19 protein-coding genes are annotated in these 26,857 nt (G+C 67.1%); 14 read left to right on the top strand and 5 right to left on the bottom strand.

Going from position 1 to position 26,857, the window contains the following annotated elements; translation table 11 throughout:
• The first annotated feature begins 34 nt into the window (after nt 1–34).
• From ACYVII_RS09370 to ACYVII_RS09345, 6 genes are all read left to right on the top strand, one after another.
• Nucleotides 35–2,533, top strand: a complete 2,499-nt coding sequence (locus ACYVII_RS09370) for an ATP-binding cassette domain-containing protein (protein WP_460534225.1) — start codon at nt 35–37, stop codon at nt 2,531–2,533.
• A 360-nt stretch (nt 2,534–2,893) separates the two neighbouring features.
• The gene (locus tag ACYVII_RS09365; RefSeq protein ID WP_460534418.1) at nt 2,894–4,051 is read left to right on the top strand and encodes a Gfo/Idh/MocA family protein; all 1,158 of its coding nucleotides are present in this window, start codon (nt 2,894–2,896) and stop codon (nt 4,049–4,051) included.
• Nucleotides 4,048–5,379, top strand: a complete 1,332-nt coding sequence (locus tag ACYVII_RS09360) for a dihydrodipicolinate synthase family protein (protein ID WP_460534223.1) — start codon at nt 4,048–4,050, stop codon at nt 5,377–5,379. The genes ACYVII_RS09365 and ACYVII_RS09360 overlap by 4 nt, the downstream gene beginning before the upstream one ends.
• Nucleotides 5,376–6,245: a sugar phosphate isomerase/epimerase family protein gene (locus ACYVII_RS09355; protein WP_460534221.1), complete on the top strand. Its 870-nt coding sequence runs from the start codon at nt 5,376–5,378 to the stop codon at nt 6,243–6,245. The genes ACYVII_RS09360 and ACYVII_RS09355 overlap by 4 nt, the downstream gene beginning before the upstream one ends.
• A 45-nt stretch (nt 6,246–6,290) precedes the next feature.
• On the top strand, nt 6,291–7,442 hold the full coding sequence (locus ACYVII_RS09350) for a glycerate kinase (RefSeq protein ID WP_460534220.1): 1,152 nt from the start codon (nt 6,291–6,293) through the stop codon (nt 7,440–7,442).
• 508 nt (nt 7,443–7,950) lie between these two features.
• Entirely contained in the window at nt 7,951–11,604 is a 3,654-nt protein-coding gene (locus ACYVII_RS09345) for an ABC transporter ATP-binding protein (RefSeq protein ID WP_460534218.1), read from the top strand.
• Here ACYVII_RS09345 and ACYVII_RS09340 read toward each other — a convergent pair.
• The 3 genes from ACYVII_RS09340 to ACYVII_RS09330 form a co-directional block, all read right to left on the bottom strand.
• Nucleotides 11,601–13,151 (bottom strand): xylulokinase, encoded by a 1,551-nt coding sequence (locus ACYVII_RS09340; RefSeq protein WP_460534216.1) that lies wholly within the window; start codon nt 13,149–13,151, stop codon nt 11,601–11,603. The two genes, ACYVII_RS09345 and ACYVII_RS09340, sit on opposite strands and share 4 nt — an antisense overlap.
• 186 nt (nt 13,152–13,337) lie before the next feature.
• Complete coding sequence (gene xylA / locus ACYVII_RS09335; RefSeq protein WP_460534214.1) at nt 13,338–14,528, bottom strand: apurinic/apyrimidinic endonuclease family protein; 1,191 nt, start codon at nt 14,526–14,528, stop codon at nt 13,338–13,340.
• Nucleotides 14,529–14,577: 49 nt separating this feature from the next.
• The gene (locus ACYVII_RS09330) at nt 14,578–15,630 is read right to left on the bottom strand and encodes a LacI family DNA-binding transcriptional regulator (RefSeq protein ID WP_460534212.1); all 1,053 of its coding nucleotides are present in this window, start codon (nt 15,628–15,630) and stop codon (nt 14,578–14,580) included.
• Between the two features lie 240 nt (nt 15,631–15,870).
• On the opposite strand from ACYVII_RS09330, the gene ACYVII_RS09325 reads away from it, so the two are divergent.
• The 8 genes from ACYVII_RS09325 (at nt 15,871) to ACYVII_RS09290 (ending at nt 25,109) form a co-directional block, all read left to right on the top strand.
• Nucleotides 15,871–17,100 carry a sugar ABC transporter substrate-binding protein gene (locus ACYVII_RS09325; protein ID WP_460534210.1) on the top strand — a complete coding sequence of 410 codons (1,230 nt, stop codon included), beginning with the start codon at nt 15,871–15,873 and terminating at the stop codon, nt 17,098–17,100.
• A gap of 67 nt (nt 17,101–17,167) precedes the next feature.
• Complete coding sequence (locus tag ACYVII_RS09320; RefSeq protein ID WP_460534208.1) at nt 17,168–18,121, top strand: carbohydrate ABC transporter permease; 954 nt, start codon at nt 17,168–17,170, stop codon at nt 18,119–18,121.
• Entirely contained in the window at nt 18,118–18,978 is an 861-nt protein-coding gene (locus ACYVII_RS09315) for a carbohydrate ABC transporter permease (protein ID WP_460534206.1), read from the top strand. The genes ACYVII_RS09320 and ACYVII_RS09315 overlap by 4 nt, the downstream gene beginning before the upstream one ends.
• Before the next feature lie 103 nt (nt 18,979–19,081).
• Nucleotides 19,082–19,885, top strand: a complete 804-nt coding sequence (locus tag ACYVII_RS09310) for a ThuA domain-containing protein (protein WP_460534204.1) — start codon at nt 19,082–19,084, stop codon at nt 19,883–19,885.
• Nucleotides 19,882–20,991: a Gfo/Idh/MocA family protein gene (locus ACYVII_RS09305; RefSeq protein WP_460534202.1), complete on the top strand. Its 1,110-nt coding sequence runs from the start codon at nt 19,882–19,884 to the stop codon at nt 20,989–20,991. The genes ACYVII_RS09310 and ACYVII_RS09305 overlap by 4 nt, the downstream gene beginning before the upstream one ends.
• A gap of 341 nt (nt 20,992–21,332) precedes the next feature.
• On the top strand, nt 21,333–22,325 hold the full coding sequence (locus tag ACYVII_RS09300) for an ABC transporter permease (protein ID WP_460534200.1): 993 nt from the start codon (nt 21,333–21,335) through the stop codon (nt 22,323–22,325).
• A gap of 10 nt (nt 22,326–22,335) precedes the next feature.
• Nucleotides 22,336–23,310, top strand: coding sequence for a carbohydrate ABC transporter permease (locus ACYVII_RS09295; protein ID WP_460534198.1), 975 nt, complete (start codon nt 22,336–22,338; stop codon nt 23,308–23,310).
• 35 nt (nt 23,311–23,345) lie between these two features.
• Nucleotides 23,346–25,109, top strand: coding sequence for a type 2 periplasmic-binding domain-containing protein (locus ACYVII_RS09290; protein WP_460534196.1), 1,764 nt, complete (start codon nt 23,346–23,348; stop codon nt 25,107–25,109).
• 52 nt (nt 25,110–25,161) lie between these two features.
• Here ACYVII_RS09290 and ACYVII_RS09285 read toward each other — a convergent pair whose 3' ends face one another.
• Both ACYVII_RS09285 and ACYVII_RS09280 read right to left on the bottom strand, forming a co-directional pair.
• Nucleotides 25,162–25,773, bottom strand: coding sequence for a YesL family protein (locus tag ACYVII_RS09285; RefSeq protein WP_460534194.1), 612 nt, complete (start codon nt 25,771–25,773; stop codon nt 25,162–25,164).
• Nucleotides 25,770–26,792 carry a LacI family DNA-binding transcriptional regulator gene (locus ACYVII_RS09280; RefSeq protein WP_460534192.1) on the bottom strand — a complete coding sequence of 341 codons (1,023 nt, stop codon included), beginning with the start codon at nt 26,790–26,792 and terminating at the stop codon, nt 25,770–25,772. Before ACYVII_RS09280 ends, ACYVII_RS09285 begins: the two co-directional genes overlap by 4 nt.
• Nucleotides 26,793–26,857 lie beyond the last annotated feature (65 nt).

The raw sequence follows: 26,857 nt of genomic DNA, 5'->3' as shown, positions 1-26,857 counted from the left end.
GCATCGGGTGGAGGGCACGCATAGCCTGGGCACCATGAACGCGACCACGTCCACGATCTCGGCGCAGGCATCCGACTCTGCACTGCCGCACGAACCCTCGGTGACCGCCGACACGCACGACACCATCCGGGTGCATGGTGCACGTGAGAACAACCTGAAGAACGTCGACGTCGAACTGCCCAAGCGCAAGCTCACGGTGTTCACAGGGGTGTCGGGATCCGGCAAGAGCTCCCTGGTGTTCGCGACGATCGCGGCGGAGTCGCAGCGGCTCATCAACGAGACCTACAGCGCGTTCGTGCAGGGCTTCATGCCGTCGCTCGCGCGCCCCGACGTCGACGTGCTCGAGGGGCTCACCACCGCCATCACCGTCGACCAGGAGCGCATCGGATCGGACCCGCGCTCCACGGTCGGCACCGCGACAGACGCGAACGCGATGCTGCGCATCCTGTTCAGCCGGCTCGGGGAGCCGCACATCGGATCGCCACAGGCGTACTCGTTCAACGTGGCCTCCGTGAGCGGCAGCGGCGCCGTCACGATCGACCGCGCACAGGGCGGTCAGACCAAGGAGCGCCGCAGCTTCAGCATCACCGGCGGCATGTGCCCGCGGTGCGAGGGACGCGGCACCGTGCAGGACTTCGACCTCACCCGGCTGTACGACGCCGGCAAGTCGCTCGACGAGGGCGCGCTGCTCGTGCCGAACCACACGCGGGACAGCTGGTACGTGCGCATCTACCGCGAATCCGGCTTTCTCGACCCGGCCAAGCCGATCGCGAAATACAGCAAGCGCGAGCTGAACGACCTGCTCTACAGGGATCCGACGCGTATCAAGGTCAACGGCATCAACGTCTGGTACATGGGGCTGATCCAGCGCATCCAGCAGTCGTTCCTCTCCAAGGATCTCGATGCGATGCAGCCGCACATCCGCGCGTTCGTCGAGCGCGCGATCACGTTCGGCACGTGCCCGGAGTGCGGTGGGACGCGCCTGAACGAGGGCGCTCGGTCGTCCAAGATCGACGGGGTCAGCATCGCGGATGCCTGCGGCATGCAGATCACGGACCTCACGGAGTGGGTGCGCGGCTTCGTCACCCGCGCGACCGGATCCACCGGCTCCGGCGCTGGTGACGCCGCCGCAGCAGCCCCGGCCGATCCGGAGGACGACGCCCGGTTCCGACCGCTCGCACCTCTGCTCAAATCCCTCCTGCACCTGCTCGAGTCGTTCGTCGAGATCGGACTCGGGTACCTGTCGCTCGACCGCTCGTCCGGCACGCTCTCCGGCGGTGAGGCCCAGCGCACCAAGATGATCCGCCACCTCGGCTCTGCGCTCACGGACGTGACCTACGTGTTCGACGAGCCGAGCATCGGCCTGCACCCGCACGACGTGCAGCGCATGAACCGGCTGCTCTTGCGGCTGCGCGACAAGGGCAACACGGTGCTCGTCGTCGAGCACAAGCCGGAGCTGATCGAGATCGCCGACCACGCGGTCGACCTCGGTCCCGGAGCCGGGGCGGCGGGCGGATCCATCTGCTTCGAGGGAACCGTCGACGGCCTGAGAGTCAGCGACACGGTCACCGGCCGCCATCTCGGCGACCGGGCGCGGCTCAAGGAGTCGGTGAGGCGGGCATCCGGTGCCCTCGAGGTGCGCGGAGCGAACACGCACAACCTGCAGAACGTCGACGTCGACATCCCGCTCGGCGTGCTCGTGGTCGTCACGGGCGTGGCCGGTTCGGGAAAGAGCTCGCTCATCACGGGATCCGTGTCGCCGCGCGAGGGCGTCGTGACGGTGGATCAGACGCCGATCAAGGGGTCGCGGCGCAGCAATCCGGCGACGTACACCGGGCTGCTCGATCCCATCCGCAAGGCATTCGCGAAGGCGAATGGCGTGAAGCCGGCGCTGTTCAGCTCGAACTCGGAGGGCGCGTGCCCGGTCTGCAACGGCGCTGGCGTGATCTACACCGACCTCGGCATCATGGCGACGGTGCAGACCACGTGCGAGGAGTGCGGCGGCAAGCGCTTCAGTGCTGAGGTGCTCGAGTACACGCTGGGTGGCAAGAACATCAGTGAGGTGCTCGGCATGTCGGTGCTCGAGGCGCGCGAGTTCTTCTCCGCCGGGCCCGGGCGAACGCCGGCGGCAGCGGCCATCCTCGACCGGCTCGCGGATGTCGGCCTCGGCTACCTCACGATCGGCCAGCCGCTCACGACCCTCTCCGGCGGAGAGCGGCAGCGGCTCAAGCTCGCCACGCACATGGGGGAGAAGGGCGGCGTGCTCATCCTCGACGAGCCCACGACCGGACTGCACCTCGCGGATGTCGAACAGCTCCTCGCCCTGCTCGACCGGCTCGTCGACAGCGGCAAGTCGGTGATCGTCGTCGAGCATCACCAGGCCGTGATGGCCCATGCAGACTGGATCATCGACCTCGGACCGGGCGCCGGCCACGACGGCGGCCGCATCGTGTTCGAGGGTTCGCCGGCGGACCTCGTCGACAGCCGCTCCACGCTGACCGGCGAGTACCTCGCGGAATATGCAGCCGGCTGAGTCGATGTAGGGCGCATCCCTCCGCCGACGGGCGGGCACGAAGTCGACGAGCGGGCACGAAGTTGACGAGCGGGCACGAAGTCGACGAGCGAGCACGAAGTCGACGAGCGGGCACGAAGTCGACGAGCGGGCACGCGGCCGTCGAGCGAGCACGTTGCGGGCGTCCGTTGCGTGCTCGCTCGACGATATCGGCCCGACGCGCCGGTTCGTCCGGCGTGACCGCCAAGAACCGTGACCCCTAACAACGTTGTCGTGCGCGGCGCAAGCTGGTATCGTCTCGGTAAGCGCTTTCCAAGGCGAAATCCGTAGACGGTACGACGAAAGAGAACCACGGTGTCAGAGTCGACAATCGGCATCATCATGAACGGCGTCTCCGGGCGCATGGGCTATCGGCAGCACCTTGTGCGCTCGATCCTCGCCATCCGCGAGCAGGGCGGCGTCGAGCTGTCCGACGGGAGCCGCGTGCAGGTCGAGCCGCTGCTGGTCGGCCGCAACGAGGCGAAGCTCGCCGAGCTCGCCCAGCGCCACGGGCTGGAGCACTACACGACCGACCTCGATGCGGCACTCGCGGATGACCGGTGGCAGGTGTACTCGGACTTCCTTGTGACGAAGGCACGGGCATCCGCTCTGCGTAAGGCGATCGCCGCTGGGAAGGCCATCTACACCGAGAAGCCCACGGCCGAGACGTTCGAGGAGGCGCTCGAGCTCGCCCGTCTGGCCGACGAGGCCGGCGTGAAGAACGGCGTCGTGCACGACAAGCTCTACCTGCCCGGTCTGCGCAAGCTGCGCCGGCTGATCGACTCCGGCTTCTTCGGACGCATCCTCTCGGTGCGCGGAGAGTTCGGCTACTGGGTCTTCGAGGGCGACTGGATGCCTGCCCAGCGGCCGAGCTGGAACTACCGCACCGAAGACGGCGGCGGCATCATCGTCGACATGTTCCCGCACTGGAACTACGTGCTGGAGTATCTTTTCGGCCGCGTGGAGTCCGTGTACGCGCGGGCGGTCACGGAGATCCCGGAGCGCGTCGACGAGCAGGGGCACCGGTACAAGGCGACTGCGGATGACGCGGCCTACGCCGTCTTCGACCTCGCCGGCGGCATCACGGCCCAGCTCAACTCGAGCTGGACGACGCGCGTGAACCGTGACGAGCTGGTCGAGTTCCAGGTGGACGGCACGCTGGGCAGCGCCGTCGTCGGGCTGTTCGGCTGCAAGATCCAGCCGCGGAACGCGACGCCGCGGCCCACGTGGAACCCGGACATCCCCGACACCCACGACTACGCGAGCGACTGGCACGAGGTGCCGGACACCGAGGTGTTCGAGAACGGCTTCAAGGTGCAGTGGGAGGAGTTCATCCGCCACATCGCCGAGGACGCGCCGTTCCCGTACGACCTGCTCTCCGGAGCGCGCGGCGTGCTCATGGCGGAGAAGGGACTGGAGAGCTCCGCGACCGGTGCGCGTGTGGACATTCCGGCCGTCACCCCGGAGAGCCTGCGCGAACTGGCAGGAGTCGTGCGATGACCGACCTGCTGCTCGTCGCATCCGACGGGACGCTGCGCACCGAGCCGCTCGTGGAGCACGAGGCGACGCTGCCGCCCGCTACGCCGCTCAAGTCGCGGGTCGCGTATGCCGCGGCCCACGTCATCCCGAAGCCGTATGCCGAGAACGTGCCGGGTGCGCCAGCCGACCTCGACTGGGATGCGACGCTCGCGTTCCGGCATCACGTGTGGTCGCAGGGCCTCGGCGTGGCGGACGCGATGGACACGGCGCAGCGCAACATGGGGCTGGATGCCGCGGCGACGCGGGAACTGATCGCTCGCAGTGCGAAGGAGGCGGCATCCGTCGGCGGTGCGCTCGTCGTCGGGGTCAACACTGACCACGTCGACGACGAGGTGATCCCGCTCGACGCCGTGATCGATGCCTACCTGCAGCAGCTGCAGTCCACCGAGGATGCCGGTGCCGGCGTCGTGCTCATGGCCTCGCGTCACCTCGCGCGTGCCGCGCAGTCGCCGGCGGACTACGAGCGCGTCTACAACGCCGTGCTGCAGCGCGCGAGCGGCCCGGTCGTGCTGCACTGGCTGGGGGAGGCGTTCGACCCGGTGCTGAAGGGATACTTCGGCGACACGTTCGAGGTGGCGGCCGACACGCTCATCCGCATCATCGAGGCGAACGGCGACAAGGTCTCCGGCGTGAAGATGAGCCTGTTGGATGCCGACGCCGAGATCTCCGTGCGATCCCGCCTCCCCGAGACCGCCACGATGTTCACCGGCGACGACTTCAACTACGTCGACCTGATCGCCGGAGACGGCAGTGAGCGTCCCGGCCACTACTCGAACGCCCTGCTCGGAGCCTTCGCCGCGATCGCACCTGTTGCGTCGAGGGCCATCCGCGCGCTCGACGACGGCGACCCGGATGCCTATCAGCGCATCCTGCGCCCCACCGAGGCGCTCAGCCGGCAGGTGTTCGCCGCTCCGACGTTCTACTACAAGACCGGTGTCGCGTTCCTCAGCTGGCTGAACGGGCACCAGGAGTCGTTCACGATGGTGGGCGGCCTTCACTCGGCGCGCAGCCTTCCGCATCTCTCCGAGATCGTGCGGCTGGCGAACGGGTCGGGTGTGCTCGAGCGGCCCGAGCTCGCCGCGGCGCGGTGGGGCGGGCTGCTGGCGCTGAACGGGATCGTCGCCAGCGACGTGACGCGTGCCGAACCGGCCGTGCGGCTGGGGAGCGAAGCCGATGCCGGGGGGAGAGCGGGTTTCGGCGGGCTCAACGAGCGGGAGACGCTGAACGAGCAGGAGACGCTGAACGAGCAGGGGATCCTCAACGAGCAGGAAGCCGGGAGCGGCCGATGAACGCGCATTCCCGGTTCTCGCTCAACCAGGCGACGATCAAGCATGCGTCACTCGCCGAAGCGATCGCAGTGACGCAGGGCGCTGGCATCCAGAGCATCGGAGTCTGGCGGGAGCCTGTCGCCGACATCGGACTGGATGTCGCCACCCGCCTCATCGCCGACTCCGGCCTGCGCGTCTCCAGCATGTGCCGCGGCGGGTTCTTCACGGCCCTCGAGGGTCCGGAACGTCGCGCGGCACTGGATGACAATCGCCGCGCGATCGAGGAGACGGCCGCGCTCGCGGCGGCTGGAGCGGTCGGTTCCGCTGCCGTGCTCGTGCTCGTTGCAGGCGGCCTGCCGCACGGATCCCGCGACCTCGCGGGAGCCCGCGAGCGTGTCCGCGATGCACTGGGCGCGCTCGAGCCGTTCGCGGCATCGGCTGGGGTCACGCTCGCCGTCGAGCCGCTGCATCCGATGTTCGCGGCCGACCGTGCCGTGGTCTCCACGCTGGGTCAGGCGGTCGACCTCGCGGTCGAGGCCGGCCCGTCGGTCGGTGTCGTCGTGGACACGTATCACGTGTGGTGGGACCCGGAGGTGATCGCGCAGATCGAGCGCGCCGGGCGCCTGGGCCGCATCGCGTCGTACCAGGTGTGCGACTGGCTGACACCGCTGCCCGCCGATGTGCTGCTGGGCCGCGGCATTCCGGGTGACGGTCATATCGACTTCACGCCGCTGACTCGCGCGGTCGACGATGCCGGGTACGTCGGTGACATCGAGTGCGAGATCTTCAATGCGGAGATCTGGAGCCGGCCCTTCACCGAGGTCGCCGCTGACGTCTCCTCGGCCTTCAGCCGTGTGGTGGCAGCACAGCTCGATCCGGTCGGCTGAATTGCGGGGAATGCGCCGCCCCACCCGCGATGCGAGAGTTGACGCATGCGCGTCGTGATCGCCCCCGATTCGTTCAAGGGCTCCGCCTCGGCTGTCGAGGTGTGCCAGGCCGTCGCGGCCGGCTGGCGCGAAATTCGGCCGGACGACGAGCTCATCGAACTGCCGATGGCGGACGGCGGAGAGGGAACGCTCGACGCGTTCCTGGTCGCTGTACCGGGCGCGCACCGCGTTCCCGTGCGTGTCACGGGGCCGGACGGCCGCGTGGTGAACGCATCCTGGGTGCTCTTGCCGGCGACGCCCGAGCTGCCGGGCGGAACAGCGGTGGTCGAGCTCGCCGAGACGAGCGGTCTGCCGCTCATGGGGCGTCTGGATGCGTTGAACGCCCACACGCTCGGTTTCGGCCAGGCGATCGCCGCGGCCCTGGACCACGGCGTGTCGAGGCTGCTGCTCGGTATCGGCGGGAGCGCATCCACCGATGGCGGAGCCGGAGTACTCGTAGCGCTCGGCGCCCGGCTGCTCGATGCCGAGGGGCTGTCGGTGCTGCTGGGCGGGGGCTCGCTCTCCGCGGTGGCCGCGGTCGACCTCGGAAAGCTGCGTGCTCTGCCGCCCGGCGGGGCGCTCGTGCTCAGTGACGTGACGAATCCCTTGCTCGGCCCCAGCGGTGCGGCGAATGTCTTCGGTGAGCAGAAGGGAGCGGATGCCGCCCAGCGCGCCATCCTCGACGTCGCCCTCGCGAGCTGGTCGCGTGTGCTGCACGACGCGGGCGTCTCGATCGATCCCTCGACTCCCGGGGCCGGTGCCGCCGGCGGGACCGGCTTCGGTCTGCTCGCCTGGGGCGCGACGCTCGTCTCCGGTGCCTCGACGATCGGCGACGCGATCGGACTCGATGCCGCTCTCGTCGGCAGCGACCTGGTCATCACGGGCGAGGGACGCTACGACGCGCAGACCGATTCTGGCAAGGCGCCGGCGATTGTCGCCGCGAAAGCCAGAGCTGCCGGGGTCCCGGTGGCGCTGATCGCAGGGTCTCTGGCGGCGCACCCCGGCTCCTTCGTGGCGTCGTGTTCGTTGGCCGAGCTGGCGGGCGGAGTCGCTGACGCGATGGCGCAGCCGGCCGCGTGGATGCGCCGAGCCGGCAGCGTGCTGGCAGCAGCGAGCCGGGAGATTCCCGGTTCGGGCCAGTATCGCTCTGCTCACTGACTGTCATTGGATGTGTGAATACGAGGGCTTTGTGCCATTGCGCACCGGGCTGGGCTGGTTCAATGGTGAACCTGTCCGTGACCGTTCACGATCATTCGAAGCCGGTGTTGCCAGGTGATCCTGCCCTGATTCGTCAGCGTCGGCGATCTTCCGATATGCGGCACGGATCGCCGATAGGCGACCCTTTGCGTCGCCGCTGATCCTTCGTCCCGAGCCGGAGCCTCGTCCCGGCTCATATCTCATCACCTCTGTTCTGCGCGGCTGTCCTTGCCGCGCCCGTGATCCACTCGCCATGGGAGTGCTCTTGTCTCCGTCCACACGTGAGATCCCCACCGTCGCGCCGAGACGTTCAGTGCGACGCCGCACTGCAAAACGCACGGCGGACATCATCCACCGCTCGCTCGACGACGGTCGGGCCGTCGACGAACGACGATCGGTGTCGCCCGGCACGGGCCGACCGGTGCCCACGCCACCCCGCTCCGGAGCCGCAGACGGACCAGCGTCGGGGGTGAGGCGCAGCGCCGGCGACCGTTCGGCGGGGGCGGAGTGGCGCCGGCGCATCCTGCCGCTGCTCCTCAGGCACAAGGGGATCGTGGGGACGGCGATGGGCCTCGCCGGGGTGTACGCGGTCCTCGTCTCGATGCTGCCGTGGATCCAGCAGGTCATCGTGGACGACGCGATAGTGAGCCACAACGTGCCCGTCGTGCCGTGGCTCATCGTGATGGCGGCCGTCGGGATCGTGGTTCTCGGCCTGTCGCTTTCCTGGCGCTACCTCGGAGCGAAGGCGTCATACGTCGTGCAATACGACATGCGCAATAGCATGTACGACGCCCTGCAGAAGCTCGACTTCGCCGGTCATTCGCAGTTGCAGAGCGGCCAGCTGGTATCGCGCGCCAGTTCCGACCTGCTGTGGGTGCAGATCCTCATCGGGTGGATCCCGCAGCTGGTTGCGACGGTGTCCGGCGCGCTCGTCTCCGTTGTCGTGATGATCAGTCTTTCGCCCGTCCTCGCCGTGATCGTCGTGGCGATCATCGCGGGCGTCTTCGTCGTCACGCAGCGCATGCGCCGCAACGCCCACGCCGCAGGATGGCAGGCGCAGCAGCTCGAGGCCGACATGACCACCCAGGTGGAGGAATCCATGACGGGGGTGCGGGTGGTGCGTGGGTTCGGGCAGGAGGCGCAGGAGAGCGGCCGCCTCCACGCGGCGCTTCGGGACATGTTCCACGCGCGGGTTCGAGCGGTGCGCCTGCGCGCCCCGTTCTCGGCTTCCCTCGCGACGGGCCCGCAACTGGGTATCGCCGTGATCCTGCTGGTCGGCGGCGTCTTCGTGCTGATGGGCGACATCCAGGTGGGCGTGTTCCTGGCCTTCACCGGTTATCTCACGGGACTCGCGGGATCTGCACAGACCGCGGGCATGGTGCTCAGCAACCTGCCGCAATGTCAGGCTGCGATCGAGCGGATCGGGCAGGTGCTCGACCTGCGGCCGACCATGCCAGAGGCCGAAGAGCCGATCTCACCCGAGCGATCCGACGGCGATATCGTCTTCGACGACGTCGAGTTCCGCTATGACGGCGATGACGATCGTGCAGTGCTCGACGGCTTCAGCATGCGCGTGAGGCCGCGCGAGTCCGTGGCACTGGTCGGCACGATCGGGTCGGGCAAGTCGACGCTCATCCATCTCATCCCGCGGTTCTACGACGTGCAGGGCGGGAGCGTGCGTGTGGGCGGCGTTGACGTGCGCGACCAGCCCATCGCCGAGCTGCGGTCGCGTGTCGGCGTGGTGTTCGAGAACAGCTTCCTGTTCTCCGACACGATCGCGGCGAACATCTCCTACGGTGCTCCGGATGCCACGCCCGACGACATCCGTCGTGCCGCCCGCGCCGCTATGGCGCACGACTTCATCATGGAGACACCCGACGGCTACGACACGGTCATCGGCGAGCAGGGCATGACACTCTCCGGCGGTCAGCGGCAACGCGTCGCGCTCGCGCGGGCCATCCTGACCGATCCCGAGATCCTGCTGCTCGACGATGCGACCAGCTCGGTCGACGTGAGCGTCGAGCGCGAGATCCACGCCAACCTCGGCCCGTTCCTCGAGACGCGAACGACGATCATCATCGCCTACCGGGAATCCACGGTGCTCATGGCCGATCGCGTGGTGCTGATGGATGCCGGCCGCCTGGTCGACACCGGAACCCACGACGAGCTCTTCGAACGCAGTCCGCTCTACCGCGAACTGTTCGGCGACCTCGCCTCTGACGACGACCCGAACGCGGGCGCGCTGCTCGGCCAGGCGCGCTCCGGTGAGTTCCAGGCGACGGAGGCGGCGTGGCATCCGTCGCGTCCGTCCACTCCCGGTCTGCTGGATCTCAGCACGTCACCGGCCGTGCAGGCCCGCATCGCTGCGCTGCCGGAGTTCGACGACAGGCCGGGTGTCGACATGGCCGCCGAGGCGGACAATCGGGAACCGTTCCGGCTTGCCCGATTCCTGCGGCCATACAGCAAGGGGTTCGCGATCGGCCTCGTGTTCGTCGTGATTCAGGTGCTCATCGGACTCGTCAACCCGCTGGTCATCAGGCAGGGCGTCGACTCCGGCATGCTCGGCAGGTCCGTGCCCGCGCTGCTCGTGGTGTTCGGCATCGCCGTGTTGTTGACCGTCGCCCTGTTCTTCGACCAGAAGAACGCGCAGTTGTGGACGCAACGCACGTCGGAGCGGCTGCTTCTCGCCATGCGCACCCGCGTGTACGGGCAGTTGCAGCGGCTGGGCATCGACTTCTACGACCGCACCCAGACCGGGCGCATCATGACCAGGATGACGTCCGACATCGACTCGATCGGGCAGCTGTTCCAGACCGGCGTGATCAACCTGGTCATGGCCGTGCTCACCTTCGCCGGTATGTCCGTGGTGGTCACGGTGCTCGACTGGCGGCTCGCGCTCGTCGTGTTGTGCGTCATCCCGCTGGCCGCGCTGGTCACGTGGTGGTACCGGCGCATCGCGTCGGTCGCGTACGACGAACTGCGCGAGCGGGCATCGATGCTGAACACCAACCTCGCAGAGTCGATGGCGGGCATCCGGGTCACCCAGGCGTACCGCAGGGAGGGCCGCAACCTCGCCGACTTCGCCGCCCTTGGGCGCCAGTTCATCTGGTGGGCGCAGCGCAGTGCGTTCGCGAACGCTCTTTACGTGGCATCCGTCGAGTTCCTCTCCACCGCAGCGACGGTCGCCGTGCTCGGTGTCGGGTTCCTGCTCATCTCCATGGGCGGGCTGGGCATCGGCACGCTGCTCGCGTTCCTGCTCTATCTGGCCCAGGTGTTCGCGCCCGTGCAGCAGATGTCGACGGTGTTCGACGCCTATCAGCGCGCCAGGGCGGGACTCGTGCGCATCCGGGAGCTGCTCGCCCTGCCATCGTCGACGCCCGAGGCTGCGGATGCGCGGCCGGTCGACCGACTCCTCGGCGACATCCGCCTCGAAGGCGTCCGGCTGCGGTACGCGGGAACGAGGACGGATGCCCTGAGCTGGGTGGACCTCCACATCCCCGCCGGGCAGCGGGTGGCGTTCGTCGGCCAGACGGGTGCCGGAAAGTCGACGACCATCAAGCTGGTTACCCGGTTCTACGACCCGACGGAGGGGCGGATTCTCGTCGACGGTCGCGACCTCGAGACCCTCGACTCGGCCGCCTACCGGCATCGGCTCGGCTATGTGCCGCAGGAGCCGTTCCTGTTCACGCGGTCTGTGCGCGACAACATCGCCTACGCGGTTCCCGATGCCAGCGATGCGGAAGTCGAGGCCGCCGCCCGCATCGTGGGCGCACACGAGTTCATCTCACGCCTGCCCGGTGGCTATCACGAGATCGTGACAGAACGCGGGCGCTCGCTGTCCAACGGTCAGCGTCAGCTGATCTGCCTGGCCAGGGCGCTCATCGTCGACCCGAGGATCCTGATCCTCGACGAGGCGACGTCCAACCTCGACCTCTCCAGCGAGCGCCGTGTCGACCGGGCCATGCGACTCATTGCGAAGGGCCGAACCACCCTCGTGGTCACGCATCGGCCGCAGTCGCTGCACTGGGTGCAACGCGTGCTGGTGGTAGCAGGTGGCCGCATCATCGACGACACCACGCCCGACGACTACTTGGAGCGGATGCTCGAGCTGGCGGAGGCCTAGGCCTGCACGTTGCCGGCGTAGCGCTCGTACTGCTCCCGGATGACCGGCCGGAAGTCCGGCGTCGGCTCGGCCACCACCTCGAGAGGCCACTCCGGCCGCGTGCCCGTGAGCACCCACGCCGCCTGCACGGCGGCTCCGTTCGCCACGTATTCTCCGGGCGCGGGAACGACGACCGGTGCGTCGAATACCTGCGACGCCACGACCTGCACTGCGGGGTTGAGGGCGGCGCCGCCGACCAGCAGCAGACGCTGCTCGCGCACACCGACCGCGCGCACGGCATCCAGCCCGGCGGCGAGCCCGCTGAGCATGCCCTCCACGGCGGCACGCGCCAGGTTCTCCCGACGGCTCGAAGCGATCGACAGCCCGTGAATGCTCGCCTTCGCATCTGGGAGGTTCGGCGTGCGCTCTCCTTCGAAGTACGGGACGAGCACGACGCCCTCTGCACCGGCCGGTGCTCGAAGGGCGAGGTCTGCGAACTCCTCGAAGTCCACGTCGAGCAGGTCGGCGACGGTGCCGAGCACGCGGGCAGCGTTCAGAGTGGCGACGAGCGGCAGGAAGCGGCCGGAGGCATCCGCGAACCCGGCGACCGACCCGCTCGGGTCGGGTGTCGATACATCGGTCACCGCAAACACCGTGCCGCTCGTGCCGAGCGAGACGACCACATCACCCGATGCAGCCCCCAGTCCGAGCGCCGCCCCGGCGTTGTCCCCCGCGCCCGGACCCACCACGAGACCGGCGCGCACGGCGACAACGTCGTGCTGCTCAGCGGTCATGCCCGCCGAATCGCCGGGACCGAGCACGCGCGGCAAGACGACCGGCCCGCCCGCCGCGCCGCCGGCGGACGAGTCGTCAGGCGAGATCTCGCTGCCCGACGGTGCGCCCGGTGTACCTGCGAATCCGTCGGAGGAGACACCGGTGGCCGCCCGACCCGGTCGGCCCAGTGCCGTCTCGAAGAGGCCGAGGTCGTAGTCCTCCGCGGAGGGTGACCAGTACGCGGTTCCCGACGCATCCGACCGGTCGGTAACGAGGGCGTCGAGCTGCGGGCCGAGCGGTGACTCGTCTGCCGGCCCGTATCCGAGCAGACGCCAGGTGAGCCAGTCGTGCGGCAACGCGACCGCCGCGACGCGCGCCGCGTTCTCGGGCTCGGCATCGCGCAGCCAGCGCAGCTTCGTCGCCGTGAAGGATGCCACCGGCACCGATCCAGCGCGCCGCGCGTACTCCGCTGCGCCCACTTCGTCTGTCAGCGCGGCCGCGGCACCGGCGCTGCGGGTGTCGTTCCAGAGCAGTGCGTTGCGGATGACGCGACCCTCGGCATCCAGTACCACCATGCCGTGCTGCTGGCCGCCGATCGAGATCGCGGCGACGTCGTCGAGTCCGCCGGCATCCGCGATCGCCGCGCCCAGCGCCGACCACCACGCTGCCGGGTCGACCTCGGTGCCGTCCGGATGCGACGCTCGGCCCGAGCGCACGAGCGCCCCGGTCTCGAGGTCGCGGATCACGACCTTGCAGCTCTGCGTCGAGGAGTCGACGCCCGCGATCAGTGTCATGGGTTGATCCTTACGGCTGAGGGTCGGGTTTGGCCCGCCGACTTGAAGCGAGACTAGGTGTTCAGGCCGAGACCGGGCGCTGTGCACCTAGTCTCATCGCGAACACCTAGTCTCGCGGTCTGGCCCGTCGGCGCATCCCGCGGAGTGGCCGGGATGCGCCGATGCGAAGTGAGGTTTCGGTGCAGCTCAGCGCGCGCCGAGCAGGTGCTCGGTCGCCAGCTGCTGCAGGCGCACGAACCCGAAGCCCTTGCCGCCGAAGTACGCGTCGGTGTCGAAGTCCTCGTACGCGCTGCGGTCGGCCGTCAGTGCGGCCACGGTCTCGCCGTCGTTCAGCGTCGGCTGCTCGAGCTCGGCCACCTTCGCCGCGGCGAGCGCCTCCTGCACCTCGGGGTCGGCGCGGAAGGCCGCTGCGCGCTCCTTGAGCAGCAGGTACGTGGCCATGTTCGCCTTGGCCGAGTCCCACACGCCGCTGAAGTCCTCGGTGCGGCTCGGCTTGTAGTCGAAGTGCCGGGGACCGTTGTACGCGGGGCCGCCATTGGGGCCGCCGTTCTCGAGCAGGTCGACGAGGGCGAAGGCGTTGTGCAGGTCACCGTGGCCGAACACGAGATCCTGGTCGTACTTGATCGAGCGCTGCCCGTTCAGGTCGATGTGGAACAGCTTGCCGTGGTACAGCGCCTGGGCGACTCCGGCGGCGAAGTTCAGGCCGGCCATCGTCTCGTGGCCCACCTCGGGGTTGAGGCCGACGAGCTCCGGGTGCTCCAGCGAGTCGATGAACGCGAGTGCGTGGCCGACCGTGGGCAGCAGGATGTCGCCGCGCGGCTCGTTCGGCTTCGGCTCGATCGCGAACCGGATGTCCCAGCCCTGCGACAGCACGTGGTCGCCGAGGAAGTCGACGGCCTCCTTGTAGCGGGCGAGCGCCGCCTGGATGTTCTTGGCCGAGTCGTACTCCGCGCCCTCACGGCCGCCCCACATGACGAACGTCTTCGCGCCGAGCTCGACGCCGAGTTCGAGCTGCCGCAGCACCTTGCGGATCGCGAACCGGCGCACCTGGCGGTCGTTGGAGGTGAACCCGCCGTCCTTGAACACAGGCGCGGAGAACAGGTTGGTGGTGACCATCGGGATGATCAGGCCGGTGTCCGCCAGCGCCTGCTTGAGGCGGTCGATCTGCTTCTGGCGCTCAGCATCGCTGGATCCGAAGGCGAACAGGTCGTCGTCGTGGAAGGTCAGGCCGTATGCGCCCAGCTCGCTGAGCTTCTCGACGGCTTCGACGACGTCGAGGGGCGGCCGGGTCGGGCCGCCGAAGGGATCGGTGCCGTTGTAGCCGATGGTCCAGAGACCGAACGAGAACTTGTCTTCGCGGGTGGGCGTGACTGTCATGGAGGACATCCTTCAGCGTCGTCGATGATTTGTTGTGCGGCCAAACATATCAGATCGTGGGCGAGGGGTCGAGAGGTTGTCTGCCGACCGGTGCGGGGCCTACCGAGGCGCCGGGTACGAGCGTGCAGGCCAGACGTACCTGAGTCGGCGGCCCATCGCGACCCTCGAGCCGGTCGATCAGCGCGTCGGTCGCCAGGCGCCCGAGTTCGCCGCCCGGTGCTTCGTAGGTGCTCAGGGGAGGGTCGGCGAGGGCAGACATCGCCGTGGCATTCCCGACGCCGACCACCGAGATGTCGCCCGGCACCCGCACCCCCCGATGCCGGAGCCCGTTCATCAGCGCGTACGTCGCCTCGTCGTGCATGCCGATGACGGCTGTGGCTCCTGGAGCGCGCCGGGTGATCTCGTCGGTGATCGAGAGGATGGATGCCCGATCGTGCGTGACGCGGAACACCGTGCCGGTAATTCCCCGCTCGGCAGTCGCCTCGCGGAAGGCCTGCTCGGCGCGGATGGGCGGACTGTATCCGGCCAGCGGCGTGCCACTGAGATCCTCGATGATCAGGCTGATCTCGCGGTGATCGAGCGACGCGAGATCGTCGACGGCCTGTTCGATGGAGCGCTCGAAGTCGATGTCGACGTAATCGATGCCGTCGAGCTCTCTCGTGCGGCCGATCAGTGCGAACGGAGCGCCGGCCCGCTGCAGGTGGCTGACCCGCTCGTCTTCCATCTGCACCTCCATCAAGATGACGCCGTCTGCGAAGCCCGCCTGGATGAGCGAGGCGATCTCGGCCGACACGTTGTCACTATGGATCGGCCACAGCACGAGGCTGTAGCCGCGTTCCTCGGCCGCAGTGGCCGCGGCATCCACGAACGAGTGCGGATGCCGGTGGTCGAGCAGGGGGTAGATCAAGGCGAGTACGCGCGACTTGCGACTGGCAAGCGCTCTCGCCATCGAATTCCGGCGGTAGCCGAGCTCCTCGATGGCGCTCAGCACCCGCTCGCGAGTCTGCGGCGTGACCGGCTTGGTGTTGTTGACCACGAACGACACGGTCGAGATCGAGACCTTGGCGTGGTCCGCCACCTGCTGCATCGTGACCACGGCCACCGCCCTTCTGGTTGCGCTCCGGGCAAGTATCGCACCGAGGCGAGGCGATTTTGGTAAAGCGCTTGACTCTGATGGCCGATCGTGCGCAGAATGCCTGAAAGCACTTGCCGGAAGTTCCTCCCAGACCGTCCGGTTTTTCTTTTGGCATCCCGGTCAAGCGCTTGACCTCGCCGTCCCCCGATGGCGAAGACCTTCGAAGAACACAAGACCTTTTCCTCAAAGAAGCAAAGGAGCTCACTCGTGAAGAAGTCACGCATCATCGCGACGATCGCCGGGGCGGCCGTCGTCTCGCTGTCGCTGGCGGCCTGTTCGTCGGGATCCGGTGGCTCGGGCGGCAAGCAGACCCTCACGGTCGAGGACTATTACTCCGCGAACCCGAGCATGAGCGGATACAACTCGATCTACAAGGACTGCGGCACCGAGGTCGGCGTCAAGGTGAACCCGGTGCACGTCGCCGGCGCATCCCTGATTCAGAAGGTGCTGCAGCAGGCATCGTCGAAGACGCTGCCCGACGTGCTCATGCTCGACAACCCCGATGTGCAGCAGATCGCCGCCACGGGAGCCCTGGCGCCGCTGAAGAACTTCGGTGTCACCGTGCCGAGCGGTGACGTACCCGCCGTGGTCAAGGCCGGCACCTACAAGGGCCAGGTCTACGGCCTCGCTCCGGTGATCAACTCCATCGCGTTGTACTACAACGTCGACTTGCTGAAAGCCGCCGGCGTCACCCCGCCCAAGACATGGGACGAGCTCAAGGCTGCGGCGCTCAAGCTCACGGATGCCAGCAAGGGCCAGTACGGGTTCGCCATGAGCAACATCAACACCTACGAGGGCACCTGGCAGTTCCTGCCGTTCTTCTGGACCAACGGCGGCAACGAGAAGAACATCAACACACCGGAAGCAGCCCAGGCGTTGCAGCTCGACGTCGACCTCCAGAACGACGGCTCCATGTCGAAGAGCTCGGTGAACTGGAGCCAGCAGGATGTCAACAACCAGTTCGTCGCGGGCAAGGCGGCGATGATGATCAACGGTCCGTGGCAGCTGCCGGTGCTCAACTCCACGAAGGGGCTCAACTTCGCGAGCGTGCCGATCCCGACGCGCACCACTTCTCAAAAGGTCGTTTCGCCGCTCGGCGGTGAGACCTACAACGTGCCGCAGACCGGTGACAAGACCAAGATGGGCCTCGCCGCCAAGTTCGTCGCATGCCTGAACAAGCCGGCCACGCAGCTGAAGATCGCGAAGATCTCGGGCAACGTGCCCGCCGATGAGGCGTCGGCGGCGACGTGGGCGAAGTCGCACCCGCAGGTCGAGTCGTTCGTCCAGACGGTGAAGACGGCACGTGCCCGCACAGCGGAGCTGGGACCGAAGTGGCCCACCGCCGCGACTGCCATCTACACCGCGGTGCAGCTGGCGCTGACCGGCAAGGCGAGCCCGCAGGCCGCGCTCCAGCAGGCGCAGGCGCAGAACAAGTAGGTGTCAGATGCGGGCGGCGGCGGAGTCTGTACCGCCGCCGCCCGCATGAACCGCAAAGGAGCGTGACATGACCTCAGCGCAGGCCGGCATCGACCGGCGCACCGCGTCCCCGGCCCGCCCGAGCGGCGCACCCCGGCGGCGGCACCACCTCGGCCGCTATCTCACCAGATGGCTGTTCGTGGCGCCGGCGATCCTCTTCGTGCTGGTGTTCTTCGGCTATCCGATCGTGCAGAACGTGCTGATGTCGCTGCAGGACTACACGACAGCGACCTTCTACACCGGCGTAGCCCCGTGGGTCGGGATCGCCAACTACGCCGCCGTGTTCAGCAACCCGATCTTCCTGACCACCGTGATCAACACCGCGCTGTTCACGATCGGCTCGATCGTGCTGCAGTTCGGCATCGGACTGGGCCTCGCACTCTTCTTCAAACGACACTTCCCGCTGAGCGGATTCCTGCGGTCGCTTCTGCTGCTGCCGTGGCTGTTGCCGCTGATCGCCTCCGCTGCGGTCTGGAAATGGATCCTCGATCAGGGCAGCGGTGCGCTGAACCAGTTCCTGGGCGTCTTCGGCATCCATGCGGTGCCATGGCTGGTAAGCCCTGACCTGGCGCTGATCGCCGTGATCGGCGTCAACGTGTGGCTGGGCATCCCGTTCAACACGACCATCCTTTACACGGGCCTGCAGTCCGTGCCGGAGGAGCTGTACGAGGCGGCGGCGCTCGACGGAGCCGTCGGGTGGCGGGCGTTCTGGCACATCACGTGGCCGAGCATCCGTTCCGTGGTCAGCGTCGTCATCGTGCTGGGGGTGGTGTACACACTCAAGGTCGTCGACATCATCCTGGGCCTCACCGGCGGAGGACCGGCGAACTCTACCGAAACCCTCGCCACCTGGGCCTATCACAACTCGTTCGTGAAGTTCGCGTTCGGCCAAGGCGCCGCGATCAGCAACGTGCTGATCGTGGTATCGCTGCTCTTCGCGATGGTCTATCTGTACATGAACCGCAAGGGGGTCGACGAATGACCGCGACGCAGGCAATGGTGCTGCCGGCCAGCACGCGCGCCGAGCACAGACACCACCGCCCGAAGTGGCCGATGACGGTGCTCGGCATCATCTTCCTGGCCATCATGGTCTTCCCGGTCTATTGGATGATCAACAGCAGTCTGCAGGCGAACTCCGGTGCCGCGAACACCGACTGGATCCCGCTCCACCCGACGTTCGACGGGTACGCTCAGGCGATCCAGCAGCAGGGCGGCAACCTGGTGACGAGCCTCATCATCGCGGTGAGCACGGTGGTGCTGACGCTTGTCGTCGCCACCCCAGCCGCCTACGGCCTCGCCCGATTCCGCATGAAGGGGATGACCGCTTTCGTCTTCGTGCTGCTGATCACGCAGATGATCCCCACCATCGTGATCGCCAACGCGCTGTACACGCTGTTCAACGACTGGGGACTGCTCAACTCGTATCTCGGCCTGATCCTGGCCGACAGTGCTGCGCAGATCCCGTTCGCGATCATCCTGATGCGGGCGTTCATGGCATCCATCCCGCAGAGCCTTGTCGAGGCCGCGCTCGTGGACGGCGCGAACAACTTCAGGGCGTTCCTCTCGATCGTCGTGCCGATCAGCAAGAACGCGATCATCACGGCCGCGCTGTTCACGTTCCTGGGGGCGTGGGGCGACTTCCTGTTCGCGCTGACACTGACCAGTACGCCCGCAGTGCGACCGATCACGCTCGGCATCTACAACTACATCGGGGCGAACGTGTCCGCGTGGGGGCCCGTCATGGCTACCGCGGTGATCGCATCCATTCCCGCCGGAGTGCTGCTCATCCTGGCCCAGAAGTACATCGCGGCGGGCGCATTGGGCGGCGCCATCAAGTAGCACTCGCACGAAAGAGCAGCTGTCGCACGAGATGCGGCGAGAGGTCGGCAGCGGTGTGCCCGGCGCCGCATCTCGAGAAGAGAATTCGATGAAGGAGAAACACATGGACACCACCGCATCGACCCCCCTGCGGGTCGTCGTCTGGGGAGAGAACCGCCACGAGCAGGTCGAAGCGCATGTCGCCGAGCTCTACCCCGACGGCATGCACAACGCCATCAAGGCGGGCATCGAGGAGAACCTGGGAGACCGCGTCTCCGTCACGACGGCTCTGCTCGACGACCCGGAGCACGGACTCACCGAGGAGCGGCTGGCGCAGACGGATGTGCTCACCTGGTGGGGGCATGCGGCGCACGGCGAGGTCTCCGACGAGGTCGTCGAGCGCGTGCACCGGCACGTGCTCGAGGGCATGGGCCTGGTCGTGCTGCACTCCGGGCACTGGTCGAAGATCTTCCAGAAGCTGATGGGCACGACGTGCACCCTGCGGTGGCGCAGCGAGAACGATCGCGAGCTGGTGTGGACGGTCGACCCGACGCATCCGATCGCGCAGGGTGTGCCGCATCCGATCGAGATCCCGCAGCAAGAGATGTACGGCGAGCAGTTCGACGTGCCGCGGCCCGACGAGATCGTCTTCATCAGCTCGTTCACCGGGGGCGAGGTGTTCCGCAGCGGCATCACGTACCGCCGGGGCAACGGCAAGATCTTCTACTTCAGCCCCGGCGACCAGGACTTTCCCGTCTACCACCACAAGGATGTTCGCCGCGTGATCGCGAACGGGGTCGCATGGGCGGCATCCGATCGTCCGAGCCGCGCTCTGCCGACGCTGTTGCGCTACGAGTCCGGCGACTTCTTCAACGGGCACGGCTACCAGGGCGCGCTGCACAACAACGACACGGACGACGCGGCATGAACGCCTTCGCGCGCGTGACGGGCGAGGGGCCACTGCGGGTGGTGCTCGTCGGTGCGGGGAACATGGGGCGGGCGTGGATGCGCGTGCTCGGCGAATCGCCGGACGTCGCGCTCGTCGGCCTCGTCGACCTCGATGTCGACCTGGCCCATCGTGCCGCGACCGAGCACGGGCTCGACGTGGTCGTCGGCGCGGCGCTGGCCGAGGTGGCGGCCGCATCGGGCGCGCAGGCCGTCATCGATGTGACTGTGCCGCCCGCGCACCACGCGGTGAACACGGAGGCGCTCTTCCTCGGGCTTCCGGTGCTGTGCGAGAAGCCGATTGCGCCGACCGTCGCCGAGACGCTGTCGCTGATCGCCGCGGAGGAGGTGTCTGGGCAGTTACTGATGACGAGTCAGTCCCGACGGTACTATCCGCAACTGGCACGATTGAAGGCCGTCGTCGCATCGCTCGGCGAGGTCGGGTTCGTCACGACGGAGTTCTTCAAGGGGCCGCATTTCGGCGGCTTCCGTGACGAGATGGAGCATCCGTTGCTGGTCGACATGGCGATCCACGCCTTCGACGTGGCCCGTTACCTGCTCGACGCCGATCCGGTCTCCGTCGATTGCCGCACGTTCAATCCGGCGTGGAGCTGGTACCGGGGAGACGCCGCCGCTGCGGCCACCTTCGTGTTCGACGGTGGCACGCGCTTCGCCTACACGGGCAGCTGGTGCAGCACGGGCCTCGAGACGTCGTGGAACGGCTCCTGGCGGATCAGCGGGCCGCGAGGCAGCGCGACGTGGGACGGCGAGGGCGAGCCGCGCGTCGAGTACGCGGACGGCACCGCCTCGCCGGACCCGGATGCCGGTGCTGGGCGGCCGGAGATCGCGGGCGCCCTGGACGAGTTCGTCGAAGCGCTCCGAACGGGTGTGACGCCGTCTGGTGACGTGCACTCCAACGTCTACAGCCTCGCGATGGTGGAGGCCGCGGTGCGTTCGGCAGCCGAGGTGCGAACCGTGCTGCTCGCCGACGTGCTCGAGGATGCGTACGTGCAGGCGCTCGCCGACGAGAGCCGCGCCGACGTGCGCGAAGCGCTCCAATCCTGGGGCTCCGCCGCGCGCCTCGGATAACCCGAGCGTCCACACCCACCCCGAGGGTGCGCGTTCTTCCGCGCGAGGAACCCGCACCCTCGGGCGCACGAACGCGCTCGTTCGGCGAGAGGAACGCGCACCCTCGGGCACTCGTCACCGACCCCGTACGGGTGACATGCGGTGCACCTTGACGGAACGGCCGAACATCTTCTATGGTCGTCGAAGCGGTTCGATTAATTCGAGCCGGTTCGCGCGCTCGTACTCGATCAGACGAGGGAGCCCGTGTCGACCCAACGGCCCCCACGAAGGAGTGAGATGCAGCGGGATCAAGCGTCCGGGCGCTACGAAGCGCTGATCGCCTCGGTGAAGGCAGGCGTACGGTGACCACGCAAGCGGTTCTCCAGGAAGCGGCGTCATCGGAGCTCGCGCACCGTAAGGAGCCCAAGTCCTCCAGAGTCGATCGGCGTCGCCGGGGCGGCAAGAAGTCGTTCACGATGTTCCTCTGCATCGCGCCGTTGCTCGTGCTGGTTTTCGTGTTCTCCTACCTGCCGCTCTACGGCTGGATCTTCTCGCTGTACGACTACCAGCCGGCGCTCGGCCTCAAGGGCAGCGCGTTCGTGGGGCTCCAGTGGTTCCAGATGCTGGTCAGCTCACCCACCCAGATGGCGCAGATCGTGCAGGTGCTCGCCAACACGCTCGCGATGAGCTTTCTGGGCATCCTCACCTCGTTCCTGCCGATTGTGTTCGCCGTCTTCCTCAACGAGGTCAAGGCGCCGTGGTTCCGCAACGTGGTGCAGACGCTGACGACGCTTCCCAACTTCATCTCCTGGGTGCTCGTCTACATGATCGCGTTCTCGCTGTTCTCCAGCTCGGGGCTCGTGAACAGCGTGCTCACGGACTCCGGAATCATCACGACGCCGGTCAAGTTCCTCGACTCCGGCCAGCACGTGTGGCTCACGATGCTGCTCTGGAGCCTCTGGAAGGGCCTCGGCTGGGGCGCCATCATCTACCTCGCTGCCATCACAGGCATCGACCCCAGCCTGTACGAGTCGGCGAAGATCGACGGTGCCGGCCGGTTCCAGCTCATGCGGCACATCACGATCCCACAGCTGATGCCGACCTATGTCGTGCTGCTGATGCTGTCGGTCGCGAACCTGCTCAACAACGGCATGGACCAGTACTACGTGTTCCAGAACGCGTTCAACATGCAGCACATCCAGGTGCTCGACCTCTACGTCTACAACGTGGGCATGACCGGCAACAACCTGTCGCTGGCGACGGCGATCGGCATGCTCAAGAGCCTGATCTCGGTCATTCTGCTCATCTCCGTCAACCTCATCGCCAAGCGTGCGCGCGGCACCTCGATCATCTAGGACAACGGTCATGGCCATGGCAACGGATGCCGTCACCGGCACGGATTCCCGCACTCGCTCTTCTCGCGGGGGGCGCCCGACCCGCACGCGGCGTACCGCGGGCGAGAAGGTCTTCAGCTCGCTGAACTACCTCGTGTTCACACTGTTCGCGGTGATCTGCGCTTACCCCTTCTACTACCTGATCATCAACTCGGTCAGCGCGAACAACCTCTCAGCGCTCGGGGACGTGCGGTTCTGGCCGATCGGTTTCCACCTCTCGAACTACGGGCAGGTGTTCCAGCTCCAGGGGCTGACGCTGGCCACCGCGGTAAGCGTCGCCCGCACGGTTCTGGGCACGGCGGGCACCGTGCTCGTCTCCGCGTTCCTCGGTTTCATGTTCACGCAGGAACGCATGTGGGGCAGAGCGTTCTGGTACCGGTTCACCGTCATCACGATGTACTTCAGCGCCGGCCTCATTCCGGTGTTCCTGATCATCAAGGGTCTCGGGCTCACGAACAACTTCTGGGTCTACGTCATCCCGTACCTCGTGCAGCCGTTCAACGTCATCCTCGTCAAGACGTTCGTGGAGTCGATGCCGCGCTCGATGCAGGAGGCGGCGGAGATGGATGGCGCGAACATCCTGCAGGTCTTCTTCCGCGTCTACCTGCCCAACATGACGCCCATCCTCGCCACCGTCGCGATCTTCTCCGCCGTGGCGCAGTGGAACATGTTCCAGGACACCCTGATCTACATCACCGACCAGAGCCTGTACACGCTGCAGTACCTGCTCTACATGTTCATCAACCAGGCGAACAGCCTGGCTCAGGCAGCCCAGAACGCTGCCGGCGGCAGCCTCAGCGCGATCGCGAATTCCGCGACATCGCAGACACCGACATCCATTCAGATGACCGTCGCCGTCGTCGTCGTTCTGCCCATCATCTTCATCTATCCCCTGTTCCAGCGCTTCTTCGTGAAGGGCATCATGCTCGGCGCCGTCAAGGGTTGACGACCGCCACAGCGCACCAAGAAAGGAATGCAGCAATGAAGCGGAGAGAGTTCCTGGCACTGGCGGGCATCGGGGCGATAGCCACGATGACCCTGTCGTCGTGCTCGCTGATCGAGGGCAGCTCGACGACGTCCGGCGGCTCGTCGGGCGCCTTCCCGAAGACGTGGAAGAAGCCCATCACGATCGATGTCTTCGACGACCTCGCCAATTATCAGGGCATGCAGTCCGGATGGTTCGCGAAGCTCGTGGAAGACAAGTTCAACATGAAGCTCAACGTCATCGCGCCGAACGTGGCAGGCGGCGGAGAGACGCTTTTCAACACCCGGTCGGCGGCTGGAGACCTCGGCGACCTCGTGGTCCTCGGGTCGTACCAGCACCTCACCGAGGCGCTGAAGGGCGGACTTCTGCTCGACTCCTCGAACTACTACAAGAACATGACGAACGCGGCCCGGTACGACGTCGCGGTGAAGAAGGCGAACACCGGCAACAAGGGAACGTTCGCGTACCCCACCTCGGTGTCGAAGCTCAAGCCGACCCAGTCGTCCGAGAGCACGGAGCCCACCTTCGGTCCGTACCTTCGCTGGGACCTGTACGAGAAGGCCGGATTCCCGCGGATCGACACGCTCGAAGACCTGATCCCGGTGCTGCAGGACATGCAGAAGGCGGAGCCGAAGGCACCGAACGGCAAGCCGACCTACGGCTTGTCCCTGTTCAAGGACTGGGACGGCAACATGATGAACAACGCCAAGCAGCCGGCGTGCTACTACGGCTTCGACGAGATGGGCTTCGTACTGGCAGCCGCCGACGGATCCTCCTATGAGAGCATCATCGACTCCGACTCGCATTACGTGCGCTCGCTGAAGTTCTTCAGCAAGGCGAGCCAGGCGGGCCTCGTCGACCCCGACTCGCCGACGCAGAACTACTCGACCATGTACGCGAAGTACCAGGCGGGACAGGTGCTCTTCGCGTTCTGGCCATGGCTCGCCCAGCCCGCCTACAACACCACGGACAACATGAACGCCGGCCGCGGCTTCGAGATCGCGCCGTTGAAGGACATGAAGATCTTCTCCTACGGCGCGGAAGTGTACGGCAGCAGCAACTATTCCCTCGGTATCGGCACGAAGGCGAGCGATCCGGAGCGCGTTGCGGCGTTCATCGACTGGCTGTACTCCACCGACGGTGTGTACGCGAATGGTGCTCAAACGGGGTCGGCCGCAGGCCCGAAGGGCCTCACCTGGGACCTGGACTCGGCGAAGAAGCCGGCCTTGAGTGCCTTCGGGCAGGATGCCTTCCTCGGTGGATCGACGAAGCAGGTGCCGTCCGACTGGGGCACCGGTACCTTCACGAAGGGCGTCTCCGCACTGAACGTGACGCTGGTCACGGCCGTCGACAAGGATCCATCCACCGGATACTCGTTCGCCTACCAGATGTGGCCGAGCTACCAGAAGCTCGTCGCCAACCCGCTCACCAAGAGCTGGTCGTCGCACATGGACGGCGCGGCGACCACAATGGACTATCTGCGCGACACCAAGAAGATCATCGTCGCGCCCGGGTCGGGCTACAACGCACCTGCCGACGACACTCAGACGCAGACACTGCGCAATCAGATCAAAGCGATCATCGTGGCGGACTCCTGGAAGATGGCGATGGCCACCAGCACGTCGCAGTTCGATTCGCTGCTGAAGGACATGCAGAACACAGTGAACGGGCTCGGTTACGCGAAGGTGCTGAAGCTCGACATGGAGCACGCCAAGGCGCAGAATGCGGCGCGTCTCGCCGTCGCGAAGAAGTTCGGCTGACACTACTCGGCACGAAGCGGGGTCCGGTATTGCCGGGCCCCGCTTCGCATTCTCAGGATGCCTGCGAGTGCCGCGCGAAGATGCCGCGCAGCAGGAAGCCGCTAGCGTACGCGCCGACCGAGAAGCCGATCGTTGCGATGACGATCAGGAACGCAGGGAAGACGGCCGACAGGCTCGCGGCGGTCGCCGGGATGATCACGAGCACGAACGTGCGCCACGACTCGGCGACCGGAAACAGCATCGCGTTCTTCAGCGTCTGACGCAAGCCGCTCTCGTAGCGGCCGACGAGTGCTGAGCCATAGAGGAACGCCGCGAAGAAGTACAGCGCGCCGATGAGCGCGACGACGACGGCCGCGATGGAGATCGCGCTGCCGCTGAACGCCCAGAACAGGCTGCTGAACGTGAGCACCAGCATGGGCAGGGCGAAGCACGCGAACACGATCGTGCCGCGGACGGCATCCGTCTTCAACGCTCGGAGGTAGTCGCGCACGAGGTGCCCGCTCTCCTCGTCGGAGTAGCGCAGCGTGACCTCGAACAGCGCGCTCGTGGCCATTCCGATCGTGACGATCGGGATGCACGTGATGATGAACAAGACGTTCAGCACGATGAACGACACGAACGTCGAAGCGCCCTGCATCGTCTTGCTGTCGGGATCGATCCTCATGAGGCGGCGCGGCGCTTCGGCTTAGCGGGCTTGTCGGGCGCCGTGCGCACCGTGAGCGCGGGAGCGATCAGGCGCACGCCGGGCGGCGTGCCACCGTCGATCAGCTCGCAGATGACGTCTGCTGCCGCAGCCCCCATCGCTTCTGCAGGGATCGCGATGCTGTCCACCGGTCCGGGCACGGAGAGTGCCACGTCCTCAGGGCACAACGCCACGAGCGAAGGCGCGCTCGCCGCGTGCTTGCCCGTCTCGACGAGCCGCGCATACACGTGCGGGAGCGCACCTTCGTTGTGCACGAAGAATCCGGTGATCTGCGGATCCTCGGCCATGACCGCGTCGACGACATCGGCTGCCTCTGCGTTGCTCGGGCACGGATGGATGCTTCCCGTCATGCCCGAGGCGGCGCAGGCCGCAAGGAACCCGCGGGCCAGCCGGTCGGCGTATGCGGTGTGCCTCGCCATGACCTCGGCCGGCGAGCCGATCAGCGCCACCCGGCGGTGTCCTTGTGCCTTCAGGCGGTCGACGGCGAGCCATCCGGCCTCTTCGAAGTCGAAGTCGACACACGGGATGGTGCGCCGGCCCTCGGGGAGCCCGATGAGCACGCTCGGCTGTTCGAGGTGCGAGAGGATGCCGATGCGCGGGTCGTCGGACTCGATGTCCATGACGAGCAGGGCATCCACCATCGAACCCTTCGCGGCGCGCTCCATGCCCCTCGGGTCGTCGCTGGTGAGCAGCAGGATGTCGTATCCGTGCGTGCGCGCACGTGCGACCACGCCGGTCACCACCTCCATGACCACGTGCACGTCGACGCCGGTGCGCAGTGGAATCTGCAGGCCGATGACGCTCGTGGAGCGGGATGCCAGCGAGCGGGCGCCGGCATGCGGGCTGAAGCCGAGAGACGCGATGGCGCGTTCCACACGTCGGCGCGTCTCGGGCGAGATCGTGCGCTTGCCGCTCATCACGTACGACACGGTCGAGATGGAGACGCCGGCTTCCTCGGCGACGTCTGCGATCGTGACCATCGGTCTTCCTGCCTTTCCGAATCGTGCCCTCTTGCGAAACGGGTGCGCAGCGTTTCGACGGCGCG

The sequence above is a fragment of the Humibacter ginsengiterrae genome (assembly GCF_054780115.1).
Note: the sequence above shows the minus strand (reverse complement) of the source record. Positions and strands in the feature narration are given on the sequence as shown.

Coding starts and splice junctions, on each gene's coding strand:
- ACYVII_RS09305 (WP_460534202.1), top strand. CDS start 19,882: ATGAACGCCTTCGCGCGCGTGACGGGCGAGGGGCCACTGCGGGTGGTG.
- ACYVII_RS09295 (WP_460534198.1), top strand. CDS start 22,336: ATGGCCATGGCAACGGATGCCGTCACCGGCACGGATTCCCGCACTCGC.
- ACYVII_RS09340 (WP_460534216.1), bottom strand. CDS start 13,151: ATGACACTGATCGCGGGCGTCGACTCCTCGACGCAGAGCTGCAAGGTC.
- ACYVII_RS09360 (WP_460534223.1), top strand. CDS start 4,048: ATGACCGACCTGCTGCTCGTCGCATCCGACGGGACGCTGCGCACCGAG.
- ACYVII_RS09320 (WP_460534208.1), top strand. CDS start 17,168: ATGACCTCAGCGCAGGCCGGCATCGACCGGCGCACCGCGTCCCCGGCC.
- xylA (WP_460534214.1), bottom strand. CDS start 14,528: ATGACAGTCACGCCCACCCGCGAAGACAAGTTCTCGTTCGGTCTCTGG.
- ACYVII_RS09370 (WP_460534225.1), top strand. CDS start 35: ATGAACGCGACCACGTCCACGATCTCGGCGCAGGCATCCGACTCTGCA.
- ACYVII_RS09310 (WP_460534204.1), top strand. CDS start 19,082: ATGGACACCACCGCATCGACCCCCCTGCGGGTCGTCGTCTGGGGAGAG.
- ACYVII_RS09280 (WP_460534192.1), bottom strand. CDS start 26,792: ATGGTCACGATCGCAGACGTCGCCGAGGAAGCCGGCGTCTCCATCTCG.
- ACYVII_RS09365 (WP_460534418.1), top strand. CDS start 2,894: ATGAACGGCGTCTCCGGGCGCATGGGCTATCGGCAGCACCTTGTGCGC.
- ACYVII_RS09355 (WP_460534221.1), top strand. CDS start 5,376: ATGAACGCGCATTCCCGGTTCTCGCTCAACCAGGCGACGATCAAGCAT.
- ACYVII_RS09290 (WP_460534196.1), top strand. CDS start 23,346: ATGAAGCGGAGAGAGTTCCTGGCACTGGCGGGCATCGGGGCGATAGCC.
- ACYVII_RS09350 (WP_460534220.1), top strand. CDS start 6,291: ATGCGCGTCGTGATCGCCCCCGATTCGTTCAAGGGCTCCGCCTCGGCT.
- ACYVII_RS09285 (WP_460534194.1), bottom strand. CDS start 25,773: ATGAGGATCGATCCCGACAGCAAGACGATGCAGGGCGCTTCGACGTTC.
- ACYVII_RS09315 (WP_460534206.1), top strand. CDS start 18,118: ATGACCGCGACGCAGGCAATGGTGCTGCCGGCCAGCACGCGCGCCGAG.